The organism is Amycolatopsis sp. NPDC058278, assembly GCF_042881395.1.
Lineage (GTDB): Bacteria > Actinomycetota > Actinomycetes > Mycobacteriales > Pseudonocardiaceae > Amycolatopsis.
Genome location: NZ_JBHVXZ010000190.1, coordinates 1 through 13,113, shown reverse-complemented (window position 1 = coordinate 13,113; position 13,113 = coordinate 1). Strand labels below are relative to the sequence as shown.

At 69.1% G+C, this 13,113-nt stretch carries 12 protein-coding genes and 3 pseudogenes; 2 read left to right on the top strand and 13 right to left on the bottom strand.

The window, feature by feature from the left end:
• The 12 genes and pseudogenes from ACFVYA_RS47040 to ACFVYA_RS46985 form a co-directional block, all read right to left on the bottom strand.
• Positions 1-169: pseudogene (locus ACFVYA_RS47040) on the bottom strand (alkaline phosphatase); the annotation flags it as partial.
• A 52-nt stretch (positions 170-221) separates the two neighbouring features.
• A pseudogene (locus ACFVYA_RS47035) lies at positions 222-1,792 on the bottom strand (alkaline phosphatase D family protein).
• Between the two features lie 6 nt (positions 1,793-1,798).
• Entirely contained in the window at positions 1,799-2,626 is an 828-nt protein-coding gene (locus tag ACFVYA_RS47030) for a carbohydrate ABC transporter permease (RefSeq protein WP_387054763.1), read from the bottom strand.
• Complete coding sequence (locus ACFVYA_RS47025; RefSeq protein ID WP_387054760.1) at positions 2,623-3,513, bottom strand: carbohydrate ABC transporter permease; 891 nt, start codon at positions 3,511-3,513, stop codon at positions 2,623-2,625. Before ACFVYA_RS47025 ends, ACFVYA_RS47030 begins: the two co-directional genes overlap by 4 nt.
• Positions 3,514-3,517: 4 nt before the next feature.
• Positions 3,518-4,780 (bottom strand): ABC transporter substrate-binding protein, encoded by a 1,263-nt coding sequence (locus tag ACFVYA_RS47020; protein ID WP_387054758.1) that lies wholly within the window; start codon positions 4,778-4,780, stop codon positions 3,518-3,520.
• A 451-nt stretch (positions 4,781-5,231) separates the two neighbouring features.
• Entirely contained in the window at positions 5,232-6,023 is a 792-nt protein-coding gene (locus tag ACFVYA_RS47015; RefSeq protein ID WP_387054756.1) for a DeoR/GlpR family DNA-binding transcription regulator, read from the bottom strand.
• Positions 6,024-6,248: 225 nt separating this feature from the next.
• Positions 6,249-7,249, bottom strand: a pseudogene (locus ACFVYA_RS47010) (integrase core domain-containing protein).
• Positions 7,227-7,751 carry a hypothetical protein gene (locus tag ACFVYA_RS47005; protein ID WP_387054755.1) on the bottom strand — a complete coding sequence of 175 codons (525 nt, stop codon included), beginning with the start codon at positions 7,749-7,751 and terminating at the stop codon, positions 7,227-7,229. Before ACFVYA_RS47005 ends, ACFVYA_RS47010 begins: the two are co-directional and overlap by 23 nt.
• Positions 7,748-8,164, bottom strand: coding sequence for a MarR family winged helix-turn-helix transcriptional regulator (locus ACFVYA_RS47000; RefSeq protein ID WP_387054753.1), 417 nt, complete (start codon positions 8,162-8,164; stop codon positions 7,748-7,750). Before ACFVYA_RS47000 ends, ACFVYA_RS47005 begins: the two co-directional genes overlap by 4 nt.
• 260 nt (positions 8,165-8,424) lie before the next feature.
• Complete coding sequence (locus ACFVYA_RS46995) at positions 8,425-8,817, bottom strand: SDR family oxidoreductase (RefSeq protein ID WP_387054750.1); 393 nt, start codon at positions 8,815-8,817, stop codon at positions 8,425-8,427.
• A gap of 133 nt (positions 8,818-8,950) precedes the next feature.
• Positions 8,951-9,421: a cyclophilin-like fold protein gene (locus ACFVYA_RS46990; RefSeq protein WP_387054748.1), complete on the bottom strand. Its 471-nt coding sequence runs from the start codon at positions 9,419-9,421 to the stop codon at positions 8,951-8,953.
• The gene (locus tag ACFVYA_RS46985; protein ID WP_387054746.1) at positions 9,418-10,089 is read right to left on the bottom strand and encodes an SDR family oxidoreductase; all 672 of its coding nucleotides are present in this window, start codon (positions 10,087-10,089) and stop codon (positions 9,418-9,420) included. The genes ACFVYA_RS46990 and ACFVYA_RS46985 overlap by 4 nt, the downstream gene beginning before the upstream one ends.
• A gap of 127 nt (positions 10,090-10,216) precedes the next feature.
• Between ACFVYA_RS46985 and ACFVYA_RS46980 the strand changes: the two genes are divergently transcribed.
• Positions 10,217-11,167, top strand: coding sequence for a helix-turn-helix domain-containing protein (locus tag ACFVYA_RS46980; protein ID WP_387054744.1), 951 nt, complete (start codon positions 10,217-10,219; stop codon positions 11,165-11,167).
• Here ACFVYA_RS46980 and ACFVYA_RS46975 read toward each other — a convergent pair.
• Positions 11,080-11,952 (bottom strand): helix-turn-helix transcriptional regulator, encoded by an 873-nt coding sequence (locus ACFVYA_RS46975; protein WP_387054742.1) that lies wholly within the window; start codon positions 11,950-11,952, stop codon positions 11,080-11,082. The genes ACFVYA_RS46980 and ACFVYA_RS46975 overlap by 88 nt on opposite strands.
• 144 nt (positions 11,953-12,096) lie before the next feature.
• Here ACFVYA_RS46975 and ACFVYA_RS46970 point away from each other — a divergent pair.
• A partial coding sequence (locus ACFVYA_RS46970; RefSeq protein ID WP_387054739.1) for a zinc-dependent alcohol dehydrogenase family protein occupies positions 12,097-13,113 on the top strand: 1,017 nt, incomplete at its 3' end.

Sequence of the window (13,113 nt, the reverse complement as noted above, 5' to 3'; positions counted from 1 at the left end):
GCCACAGCACGACCCCGTCCGGCGACGGGTCGCCGGACGCGACGCCGAGCGTGAACAGGTTGCCGGCCTTGGGCGCGGCGAACGCGCCGGCGGCGTTCCAGGCGCCGGTGCCCAGCAGCACCGCCGCCGCCCCGGCGCCGCCGAGCCCCAGCGCCCGGCGACGAGACATAGGTGTGGTCAAGACAACCTCCAGTGGTGGGGAATCGTGTCGAGCAGCCTCGCTAAGCGGGTTGCAGTCCGGGGTTTCCGTTCTCCGTCACGAAACCGGCGCGGGTCGAGACCGGCGCGCCGGGCCGGGTCACGTACGGCAGGACGCGGAAGTCCGCGCGGCACACCTGTTCGTCGACCGTGCACCGGACGTAGCCGCGCTGGTAGCTGGTGAACTTGATGTGCGGGTTGGCGTCGAGGAGGTCCTGGCCGCCCTGGTCGAGGTCCTCACCGTCCATTTTGGTCGAGATGGACGTGCCGACGAACTCCACCCCGATCGTGCGCGAGCCGGGGTCGTCGAAGTCGAGCTTGAGGTCGGCGGCCAGGTGGCGGTGCATGTCGCCGGTCAGCACGACCGGGTTGCCGACCTCGGCCAGTGCGGTGAACAGACGGTCGCGAGCGGGTTTGTACCCGTCCCAGAAGTCCATGACGAACGCGCGGCCGTCCCCCGGCACCGTGTCGACCTGCGTGACCGGGATCTGCTGCGGGACGATCTGCCGCAGCGCTCGTGACCGGCGCAGCCCGTCGTACAGCCATTGCTCCTGCTGCGGGCCGAGCACTTGGCGGCCGGGCAGGAGCCGATCGGCGCAGTCGCCGGTCTTGTCACCGCAAGCCTGGTCGGCGCGGTATTGCCGAGTATCCAAGATGTGGAGTCGACGAGCCGGCCGTAGCCGAGCCGCCGGTAGAGCGTCGCTTCGGGCCCGCGGGGCTGGTTCGGCCACCGCAGCGGAAGGTGTTCGTAGTACGCCTGGAACGCGGCCGCCTTGCGCCGGCGGAACACCGCCGGGTCGTTGTCCGGCTCGCCGTCGGCCTTGGAGAGATCGCCGGCCCAGTTGTCCTCGATCTCGTGGTCGTCCCAGACCAGCGCGAACGGATGGGCCTGGTGCGCGGCGATCAGGTCCGGGTCGTAGTGGTGCAACGCGTGCCGCAGCCGGTACTGGGTGAGGTCGAACGGCTCCGCGCCGATCTCCGCGGGCACCGGGGTGCCCGGCACTCCCCCGTTGGCGTCGATCCGGTTCTCGTAGATGTAGTCGCCGAGGTGGAAGACCACCGCGATGTCCTCTTCGGACAGATGGCGGTACGCGGTGTAGAAGCCCTCGAACCACGCCTGGCAGGACACGAAACCGAAGTCCAGGGATCGCGGACGCGCTCCCGGCGCCGGCGCGGTCCTGGTCCGGCCGACCGGCGAAACGGCACGACCGGCACGGAACCGGTGGTAGTAGTGCCGGTCGGGGGCCAGCCCGCCGACCTCGACGTGCACCGAGTGGGCCAGCTCCGGGACCACGGCCGTCCGGCCTCTGCGGACCACGCGGCGGAACCGTTCGTCGGCGGCCACCTCCCAGTCCACCGTGATCGTGCGCGGGGGCATGCCGCCGAGGCCGTCCAGCGCAAGGGGTTGCGGCGCGAGCCTCGTCCACAGGACGACGCTGTCGGGCCACGGGTCGCCCGACGCGACCCCCAGTGCGAACGGGTCGGCGGAGAACCGCGGGTCCGCCCAGCTGCTGCTCGCCGAGAACCCGGTCGCCGCGGCCGCGAGTCCCACTGCCGCACCGGACAACAGCACCTCGCGCCGTCCGATCGCCATCGATCGTCATCCCTTCAGGCCACTGGAGAAACCTTTGATCACGTACTTCTGCAGCACCAGGAAGATCGCCAGGATCGGCAGCGCCGCCAGCACCAGACCGGCGAACACGAGGCCGTACTCGGAGACGTACTGGCCGACGAAGGAGAAGATCCGCACCGGGATCGTCTCCTTCGCCGACCCGCCCAGGTACAGCAGCGGGGTGAAGAAGTCGTTCCAGATGAACACCGCGTTGAGGATCAGCACCGTGCCGGTGATCGGCCGCAGCAGGGGGAACACGACCTGCGTGAACGCTCGCAGGTGCCCGGCGCCGTCGATCAGCGCGGCGTCCGCGTAGTCGCTCGGCAGGGCCCGGATGAACCCGGTGTAGAGGAAGATCGTGAACGGCAGCTGGATGCCGGTGTAGAAGATGACCATCCCCTGGTACGTGCCCAGCAACCCGGCGTCGTCGACCAGCTTGAACAGCGGGATCATGCCGAGCTGGAAGGGCAGCACGATGCCGAGCAGGAACAGCACGTACATGCCGTAGCCGAGCCCGGTCCGGCGGCGGGCGATGAAGTACGCCGCGAACGAGCCCACGGCGATCAGGAGCACCACGCTGGTGACAGTGATCAACGTGCTGTTCAGCAGCGCGGAACCGAACGACGCGCGTTCCCAGGCGGCACCGAAGTTGCCGAGCGTCGGTGACGTCGGCGGCGACAGCGGCGACGCCGCGATCTGCTGCGGGTCCTTGAGGGACAACGTCACCAGCGCGTACACAGGGAACAGGAAAGCGAGCGCGACGGTGATCATCAACAACTCCAGGGCGAACGTCCGGAGTCCATAGCGGAAACTCATCCGGCGCTCACCTCCCTTCCCCGCAGGAACTGCACCTGCACCAGTGAGATCGCCGACACGAACAGCGCCAGCACGAGCGCGATCGCCGTGGAGTAGCCGTAGTTGCCGAACACGAACGCCTGCTTGTACAGCACGGTCGACAGCGTCTCGCTCGCGTAGCCCGGCCCGCCGTTCGTCGCCGCGTACACCTGGTCGAACAGCTTCAGCCCGCCGATGGTCGAGAGCATCACGTTGACGGTCACGGCCGGGGCGAGCAGCGGCCACGTCACGTGGCGGAACCGCTGCCAGCGCCCCGCGCCGTCGATCATCGCGGCCTCGTGCAGGTTGGCCGGCACGGACTCCAGGCCGGCCAGGAAGATCACCATCGAGTAACCGGCGAACTGCCACACGACCATGAACGCCACCGACCACAGCGCGAGATCCGGGTCGCCGAGCCAGTCCTGCCGCCAGCTCCCGAGGCCGATCGCGCCGAGCACCCCGTTCAGTCCTTCGCCGGGTTTCGGGTTGTACACGTACTTCCACAGGAACGCGACCATCACCGGGCTGACCACGGCGGGCGCGAAGAAGATCACCCGCAGCAGGGCCCGCGACTTGATGTGGGTGTGCACGCCGAGCGCGAGCAGCAGCCCGATCCCGTTCTGCACCACCACGATCGCGATCGTCAGCAGCAGCGTGTTGACGACCGAGCCTCTCGCCGCGTCGTCGTCCCACAGCTTGGTGAAGTTGTCGAACCCGACGAACGACCAGTCGCCGATCCCCGTCCAGTCGGTGAACGCGTAGACGATACCGGTGCCGGTCGGGTAGAGCACGACCACCGCGTAGACGAGCAGCGCGGGTACCGCGAACCACCAGGGCGGCAGCATGAACCGGCGTGTTCTCCCGCTCACCCGGTCAGCCCTTCCGGTAGGTGTCGTCGAGCTTCTTGAGCGCCTCGGGGATCGTGGTCTTGCCCCCGAGGAGCTCCTGCACGGCCGCGAAGTGCGCGGGCTGTACCTCGGCGTTCGGCCAGGCCTGGTCCATGAACGGCACCGCCTTGTCGTTCTTCAGGAACGGCAGGAACGAGTCGAGCGCCGGATCGATCTTGGAGCTCGAGTCCTGCACCAGCGGCACGCAGGCGACCGCCTCGGCCCACGCGTTGATGTTCTTCTGCTCGCCGAGGAACTCGATGAACGCCTTGGCCTGGTCCAGCTTCTTGCTGCGCGCGCTGACTCCGAGCCCCACGACGATGCCGGCCGGGATCCACCCGCCGCCGGCGGTGTCCGCGCCGGGCACCGGGAACATCGACAGGTCGTCGGCGTTCTTGGCGGCCTTGCGGAAGTCCGGCAGCACGGCCGACACCTGGATCGCCATGCCGGCTTCGCCGGTCGCGACCATGGACGTCTGCTGCTCGAACGTCGTGCCGTTCGGGTTGTCGTTGAAGTAGCCGCGCTTCTGCAGGTCCAGGTACATCTCGAAGGCGTCGGCCCACCCTGAGCCGGCGAAGCTGGCCTTGCCGTCGGCCATCTGCTTGTCGAAGTCCGGGTTCTTGGCGTACACCGTGGACGGCACGAGCGCGTAGGTGATCAGCTGCGTGATCCACGGGGTCTGGGCACCGAGCGCGATCGGGATCTTGCCCGACTGCTTGATCTTCTCGCAGGCGGCGAGGAACTCCGGCCAGGTGGTGGGCATCGCGGTGACACCCGCGTCGGTGAGGACCTTCTTGTTGTAGATCGCGCCGATCACGCTCGCGCCGGCGGAGTAGAAGTAGGTCTTGCCGTCGCGCTGGAACGCGGGCTTGAAGTTCTCCGGGATCTTCTTCGTCCACTCCTGGTCCGACAGGTCGGCGAGCAGGTTGGCCTTGGCGATCTGCGCCATGCTCATCGCGCTGCCGTTGCCCGGGAACACGACGTGGATGTCGGGCGCGTTGCCGGCGCCGAGCTGCGTGCGCACCGAGGTCTGTACCTGGTCGGTGGGCGCGTAGGAGGCGTTGAACTGCACCTTGCCGTAGGCCTTGGTGAGCGCGTCAAGCGGCTTCTGCTGGTCGGCGACGCCGACGAGCCGCAGCGAGTCGTCACCACCACCGCCCGACCCGCCGCAGGCGGTGAGCGCTGCCATGGCGGCCGCGCCACCGGTGAGCACGAGGAATCCCCGTCGGCTGAGGTTGTCGATTGTCATGGTTTCTCCTGGGGTGGCGGCGCTGCCGCGGTGAAAGGGAAGTCCCCCGAGGTGAGCCTGCCGGGCTCGGCGTGGATGCCCCGGACGCCGCGGCCCTCCGGCATCGGTAGGCGCTGTTCCGGCACGGTGGGCACGTGCACGGTCGCGGCGGGGCGGCACCGTGACGTCCGTCCTCGGCACACCGTCCACTCCGGACCAGGCGGTGCCGGTGGTGCCGCGGACCGGCTCGGACCGGGCGTGCCGGCGGGATCGTCGCCGCGATGGGTGGTCGCAGGCGCACCTGGGTGCCGATGCCGAGCGACGCGACCGGGTGCTCGCCAATGCAGGCCGTGCGGGGCCGGCGTCGCGGTGAGGCGGTCGGTCATGCCGCTCCGATCACATGTCAACGATGAGATGTGAAGTTAACACCGATGAGTGTTAGGTGGAGCGTAGAGAGCCGTATTGAAACGTGTCAAGAAGTGGCGGCGACCTCATAGGCGACCTTGTGCTCGTCCAGCTCCCGCAGAGCCTCCGCGTCCGCGCCGTCGTCGACGACGACCCGCTCGAACGTCTCCAGCGGCGCGACCCGGTGCAGCGCGACCCGGCCGAGCTTGGTGTGGTCGAGGAGCAGGATGTTCCGGCTGGCCGCGGCGAGCATGGCCCGCTTGACCGAGACGATGTGCTGCTCCTGGTGGTAGGCGAACCCGGCCGAGACGGCGGAGGTGGAGACGAAGCAGAGGTCGACCCGGAACGACTCGATCGCGTCGACGCAGGACACGCCGAGGAAGGAGTCGTGGAGCGGGTCGTAGTCGCCGCCGAGGGCCATGAGGCGGATGTCGCGCTCGCGGGCCAGCAGGTTCATGGCCTCGAGGAAGTTGGTGACGACGGTGAGCGGCGTGATCCCGACCAGGCGGCGCGCGAGCGCCAGCGCGGTCGTGGAGTCGTCCAGCATGACCGCCATCCCGGGCTCGACCAGGGCGGCGGCCCGCTCGGCGATGGCGTCCTTGGCGTGGCGCATGGACTTCATGCGGTAGGCGACGTTGCTCTCGAAGACCCCGGACGGCTGCGCGGTGACCCCGCCGCGGTACTTGCGCACGATCCCCTGGCGTTCGAGCTCGTCGAGATCGCGATGGATGGTCATGAGGCTGACGCCGAACTGCTCCGCCAGCTCGGCAGCACTCACCGAGCCGGCGGACAGCACGTGGTCGGCGACGGCCTTCCGCCGCCAGTCCGGCCCGCGACGGGTGCTGTGGTCCTCGATCATGCGCCTCTTAACATTCTTCGCGTCAACATCACACAGCCTGTAACAATCTGGGCGCCCGGGTCAAGAGCCGAACGGGCCGGAGCAACCCGGAGATCCGCCGGCCAGCGTAGCCGCCGGCGGCGGGTGAGGTGTCATCGAGCATCGGCCCAAGCGTGGTGGTGAACAGGGTGACGTGAGCTGGTTGGGGTCTGCCCAGACTTCGGTTGACACCGGGGCTGACTGTTTTCAGGCCGCTGCTGCGGTGGTGTAGATGGTCTCGAACTCGGCTGGGGTGAGCTTGCCCAGGGCAGGTTGGCGGCGTTTGCGGTGGTATTTCGTCTCGATCCAGGACGCGATCGCCAGCCGGAGTTCCTCACGGGTGCGCCAGAGACGGGTGCCCGGGATGTTCTTTTGCAGCAACGAGAAGAACGATTCCATCGCGGCGTTGTCCCCACAGGCACCGACCCGGCCCATCGACCCGGTCAACCCATGATCGCGCAGCAGGCGACGATAGCTCGCGGATCGGAACCTTGGATTCCAGCGGTGGGGTGCTCGGTGATGTCGGTCAGCCACGTCATGTTCGGTGCGTCGGCGGTGAAGTTCCGGCGGACCAGGTCGTCGTGCACCGGTAGCCACGCCTTACGGGAATGGCCCTTCTTCTTGGCGTGCAGTGAGAAGATCTGCTGCATCGAGCAGATCCGCCACACCCGGTTCTCCGACGCGGTGAAACCACGCCGGGCCGGCTCATCGGCGATGAACCGGTATCCGTCGGCCGGGTCGTCGGCGTGGATCTCGAGCGCGGCGTTGATCAGGTGTGCGTCGTCCCAGTCGCGGTGGCAGACCGGCGCCGCACACCACTGGTAGTAGGCCTGCCGGGAGATGCCCAGCACCCTGCACGTCACCGCGACCGACACTCGCACGGGGGCGCCGCTCGCGGCCAGTTCACGGACGAGCGGGAAGGCTATTTCCCGGCAGATTGCCCTGCGCGAGGTAGGCGGCGGCTTTGCGCAGGACCTCGCTCTCCTGCTCCAGCAGCCGGTTGTGCTGCGCAGTTCCCGCAGCTCAGCGGACTCCTCGCGGGTCACTCCGGCCCGGGTGCCGTCCTCGACCTCGGCGACGCGCAGCCAGTTGGCCAGGCACGACTCGGAGATCCCGAAGTTCTTCGCGACCTGCTTCAACGAGGCTTCGCCGCGGCGGGCGACGGCAACAACGTCATCACGGAGCTCACGGGGGTGGGGCTTGGGCACGACGACGTCCTTCCGGGCGAGACCGAAGTCTCACGGGTGAGGTGTCAACCAAACCCTGAGCCGACCCGGCTTCGTCCGTGCCCGGCAACGGTTCGAGGTCGGGCTTTACCCAGCCGGACCTCGCCTCAGCTGTCGCCAGCGTCGATGGTCGGTAGTGGTGAGTGAGTAGGCGCCTGTCCAACAGCGCGGGGTGACGATCCGCGAAGGCGTCGAAGTCGTCGTCGTCGCTGGACGCAACGTGGTGGCCGACAAGCTCGACCCAGGCCCGGCTGACTGTCGCGTTGTACTTCTGCGGTGCGCCGGCATAGCGCGCCGTCCGCCGGATGCCGTTGCTGATCATTGCGGTCGCCGTGTGGGTGCCGTATCGACGCACGGCAAGCCAGGTCAGGTGGATGTGCTGACGATGGCCGAACCGGTCCGCATGCGCCATGACCTCGGCCATCAGCGCATCGAACGGGTCGTCGGTGGCCGGGATCCGATCTGCCGGATGGTCGAGACTCATCGGCCGGCCTCCGTCAAGGCCCGCAGTACTGCGCGAGCCCCGTCGACGGCATCCGCCGGAAGACCGGCGAGAGCGCGTTTCTCCAGATCGCCGAGGGTACGGCGGATCAGGGCGGCGGTCTGTTCGCCGTCCGCCGTGAGTTCGATGAGCACAGCACGGCGGTCGCCCGGGCGGGCACCGCGGGTGATCAAGCCGCGGCGTTCCAGGCGGTCGAGGATGCCGGTCAGCGTTGCGGGCCGGGTCCCCACGGCGGCCCCCAGTTCGGACACCGTCCGGCCGGTGCCGTCCGCGAGGTTGCCCAGCGCGTTGATCTCTGACGCAGTCAGGTCGAGATCAACGAGCTCCGTCGTCAGCAGCTGGAGTGTCGCATGGGTTGCGCGCTGCAGCTCAAGTATTACGGATCCGTTCTTCACGGTTCCGTACTATACGTTTCCGTACTAATATTGGGCAAGCGGCCGCCCTTCCACAGCAGCCCGGCCCCACCACGCAAGGTGAGTCTGACCAGCTCGGTGCCGGACAGGGCCGGCTACGCGACTCCTGACCGGGACTCCACCCGGGCGTTCGCGCAGACTGGCCGGGTGCGGCGCAGGGAGGACCAGACGGCGTGCTCAGTTTGCACCGCCGTGCGGCCCGAGGCCGCCCGCGGACCGATGACGAAGATCCGGGCCATGGCTCAGCGGGCGACGTAGCCGCCGTCGACCGGCAGGGCCACGCCGATGACGAAGCCGGCCCCGGGACTGCACAGCCACAGCACGGCCTGGGCGATCTCCTCGGCGGTCCCGAGCCGGTTGATGGGCTGGTTGGCCTCGGCCTCGGCGCGGTCGAGCTCCCCCTTGGCGATCATGTCGCCGACCATCGGGGTGTCGATGGTGCCGGGGCAGATCGCGTTGACACGGATGCCACGCGGGGCGTACTCGAGGGCGGCACTGGTGGTCAGGCCGATCACCCCGTGCTTGGCGGCGTGGTAGGACGCGCGCCCCGGGATGCCGACGAGGCCGCCGAGCGAGGAGCAGTTGACGATCGCTCCGCTGCCTTGTGCTCGCATGTGCCGCAGTTCGTGCTTCATGCAGGCCCACACCGGCGGTCGAACCGCTCGGCGGGCTCGTCGGCGGCATCGCTGGGTGGGATCTGGATACCGGCGTTGTTGCGACCTGGCCGGTGAAGTCGTAGGTGGGATTCATCTCGGGTGTTCTCCGGTTTCAGCGAACGAGTTCGATGGTGACCCGGCCGGCCGTGGCGAGCACCTCGGCGCCGCCGTCGGCCAGGTGGCCGAGGATGACCACACCGCTCGCCGGAGGTGCGTCGCGGTAGTAGATGGCCAGGTTGCCCCACGGGGCGTAGAAGGCCAGGTCGCCGGCCTTCGGGTCGGCGCTCTCCGGGGCGTCGGTGGTGGACAGCCGCCGGGGCAGGTCGGAAATCCGCTCAGAATCGTGAAAGTCGCTCAGGTTCAGCGTGAGCGGCAGGAGGGAGGCGAAATCGCGGGCTGCGGCGCTGTCGTTCAGGGTCGCGTTCACGACGCGACCTTCGACGGTGAGGTGGATGTTCACGGCGGTGGTGCTCCCGGTCGTGGGTGTGAGGGTCGTCGAAGGTGCCGAGGACGGCGGCGCTTCCGGGCTGCAGGCGGCCACGGCCAGCAGGACCGCGGTCGGGATCGCGCGGGCGAGGATCACCGGTCCTCCGCCATGGGCTCGGCGAAGTGGCGGAAGCCATCTCGCTTCGAGTGGATGTCGAACAGGCGCTCGGCGAGGACGTCCGGACCGCTGTGCTCCGCGTCGGGCCGGATGGCTCCGGGGACGATCAGCTGAGTGACGTGGATGTTTTCCGGAGCGAGCGCGTCGTGCAGCATGCGGGCGTAGGCGCTCTCGGCGGCGAAGGCGATCGAGGTGCCGGCGAGTCCGGGGTTCGGCCGCACTGCGCTGCCGCCGTTCACGAACAGGACAGTCCCGCGCCCGAGGGCGCGCATGCCGGGCAGCACGGCGTGCACGGCGGTGACCGGACCCTTCACCGAGAAGTTCAGGGGCGCGTCGAGGTCGTCGGCGCTCGTGTCGAGGACCGGCTTCATGAAGTCGGCGCGGGGCACCGGACTGAACTGGAGGACTTCGATCGGCCCGAGAGTGTCGGTGGCGTCCTGCAGCGCGGCGGTGAGCGACGCGCGATCGAGCACGTCGGCGGGGAACGCGCGGGCCTCGATCCCGTCGCGTGACAGCTCGGCCGTCAGCTCGGCCAGGCGCTCGGCACGGCGGGCGATCAGGGCGACGGTGTGACCGGCGGCCCCGAAACGCCGCGCGGTGGCGAGCCCCAATCCGGGGCCGGCGCCGACGAGTGCGAAGGTCGACATGGGAACTCCTTGGTCGGGATTGCGTCCGGTCCCAGGGAACCAGAGCCCCGCGTGGCCGGGGAGTTTCTCCCGAAAGGTGTACTGACAGAACACCCTTCGCCGCGGTGCCCGGCCCTAGGGTGTCAGGGTGGACAATCGCCAGGAAGTCCGCGAGTTCCTCGTCTCGCGGCGCGCCAAGATCACCCCGGAACAGGCCGGACTCCCCGCCGGGAGCAAACGCCGGGTACCGGGCCTGCGCCGCAGCGAGGTCGCCACGCTGGCCGACGTGAGCGTCGAGTACTACGCCAAGCTGGAGCGCGGAAACCTCGCGGGCGTCTCCACTTCCGTACTGGACGCGGTCGCCCGGGCACTCCAGCTCGACGACGCGGAGCGAGCCCACCTGCTTGCCCTCGCCCACGCCGCGGACGGCACGAGCGCGATCCTGCGGCGACCGAAGAACAAGCAGTGGACCCCGCACCGCAGCCTGCAATGGACACTCGACGCGGTCACCGAAGGACCCGCGTTCGTCCGCAATGGACGGATGGACCTGCTGGCGGCCAACCGCCTCGCACGAGCTTTCTATTCGGAGGTCTACGCCAGTCGGCTGCAACCGCCGAACATCGCCCGGTTCCAGTTCCTCGATCCGGCCTCGCGCCGGTTCTACCCGGACTGGGATCTCTTCGCCGACGTTTGCGTCGCGATCCTGCGCACCGAAGCGGGCCGCGACCCGCACGACAAGGGCGTGCACGACCTGGTCGGCGAGCTGTCGACCCGCAGCGACGAGTTTCGTAAGCGGTGGGGCGCCCACGACGTCCGCCACCACGGCACCGGCTCGAAAACCTTCCACCACCCCGTCGTCGGGAACCTCACCCTCGCCTACGAAGGTCTCGAGCTGGCCACCGAGCCGGGCCTCACGCTCACCATCTACACCGCGGAGCCAGGCTCGCCCTCGGGTGAAGCGTTGCGGCTACTCAGTTCCTGGGCGGCTACGGACGAAGCGGAAGGATCGGCTCACTCCCCGGCCGCACGCGGGGAGGCGGCCCAGGACGCGAGGAGCTCCAGTGCGTCCGCGGAAGGCGAACCCGGTTCCGCGGTGTAGACGACCAGGGTGAGCCCGGGTTCGGCGGCCATGGCCATGGCCTGCCACGTCAGCGTGACGTCACCCACGATCGGGTGATGGAAGCGTTTCTGACCCGTGCCGTGCCGGCGGACGTTGTGGGCGCCCCAGCGGCCGCGGAACTCGTCGCTGCGGGTGGACAGTTCTCCGACGAGGTCGTGCAGGCCCTTGTCGTGCGGGTTGCGGCCGGCCTCGGTCCGCAGGAGGTCGACCGTCATGTCCGCGATCCGGTCCCAATCGGCGTAGAAGTGACGGGCCGCCGCGTCGAGGAACTGGTAGCGGGCCAGGTTCGGCGGCCTCGACCCGCCGGCGTACAAATCGCTGTAGAACGCGCGAGCGAGCCGGTTCTCGGCCAGCAGGTCCAGCCGGCCGTTGTTGACGAAGGCGGGCACCGCGGTGATCGCGTCCAGTGTCCACTGCAGACTCCGGTGCAGCGTCCGTTGCTTGTTGCCGGAGCGCTGCCGGGGCCGGACGAGCACGTCGGCTCCTTCGGCGGTTTGGGCGAGGTGGAGCAGGTGGGCGCGTTCGGCGTCGTCGAGCCGCAGCGCGCGGGCGACGGCTTCGAGCACGGCGGGTGAGGCACCGGCGACGTTTCCGCGTTCGAGCTTCGCGTAGTACTCGACGCTGACGTCGGCCAACGCGGCGACCTCGCTGCGACGCAGCCCCGGCACGCGACGCCGGGTGCCGCCCGACAACCCGGCCTCTTCCGGCGTGATCTTGGCGCGCCGCGAGACGAGGAACTCGCGGACTTCGGCACGATTGTCCACAGCACGACCGTACGCGCCACCACGACACGTTGGGGTGTACTGCTGGTACATCCCTCATCAATGACTCGCTACCGACGCGAAAACGCGCTTGTGTGGAGGCATAAGGGGCCGCCCGGCCCGCCACCGTCCCCCGAGGAGTCATCCATGCGCGGAGCTGTCATCCACGCTCCCGGCGACGTCCGGTTCGAGCAGCTCGACGACCCGAAGATCCAGCAGCCGACCGACGCGATCATCCGCACGGTGGTCACTTGCGTGTGCGGCTCGGACCTGTGGCCCTACCGCGGCCTGGAGCCGGTCGGCGACCCGCACCCGATGGGCCACGAATACGTCGGCGTCGTCGAGGAGGTCGGCAGCGAGGTCACGTCGGTCAAGCCCGGCCAGTTCGTGGTCGGTTCCTTCGCCACCTCCGACAACACGTGCGCGAACTGCCGCAACGGCTGGCAGTCCTCGTGTCTGCACCGCGAGTTCATGAGCACCTGCCAGGCCGACCACGTCCGCATCCCCAACGCCCAGGGCACCCTCGTCGCCACCACCGAGCACCCGGACGAGAAGTTCCTGCCCGGCCTGCTCGCCGTCTCCGACGTCATGGGCACCGGCTGGTACGCCGCCCTCGCCGCCGAGGTCAAGCCCGGCTCGACCGCCGTCGTGGTCGGTGACGGCGCGGTCGGGCTCTGCGGCGTCATCGCCGCCAAAGAACTCGGCGCCGAACGCATCATCGCCATGAGCCGCCACGAATCCCGGCAAAAGCTCGCCACCCGGTTCGGCGCCACCGACATCGTCACCGAACGCGGCGACGACGGCGTCACCGCCATCAAGGACCTCACCGGCGGCATCGGCGCCGACGCCGTCCTCGAATGCGTCGGCACCGCCGAATCCATGAAACAAGCCCTGCACGCGACGCGGCCCGGCGGCAACGTCGGATTCGTCGGCGTCCCCCACGACGTCCAGATCGCCGGGGAAGAGCTGTTCTTCTCCCACGTCGGCCTGCGCGGCGGCCCCGCGCCCGTGCGCCGCTTCCTGCCCGACCTGATCGACCGCGTCCTCACCGGCCACATCGACCCGGGTCCGGTCTTCGACCTCACCCTGCCCCTGGACCAGGTCGCCGAAGGCTACCGGGCCATGGACGAGCGCCTCGCGATGAAGGCACTGCTCTCCCCCTGC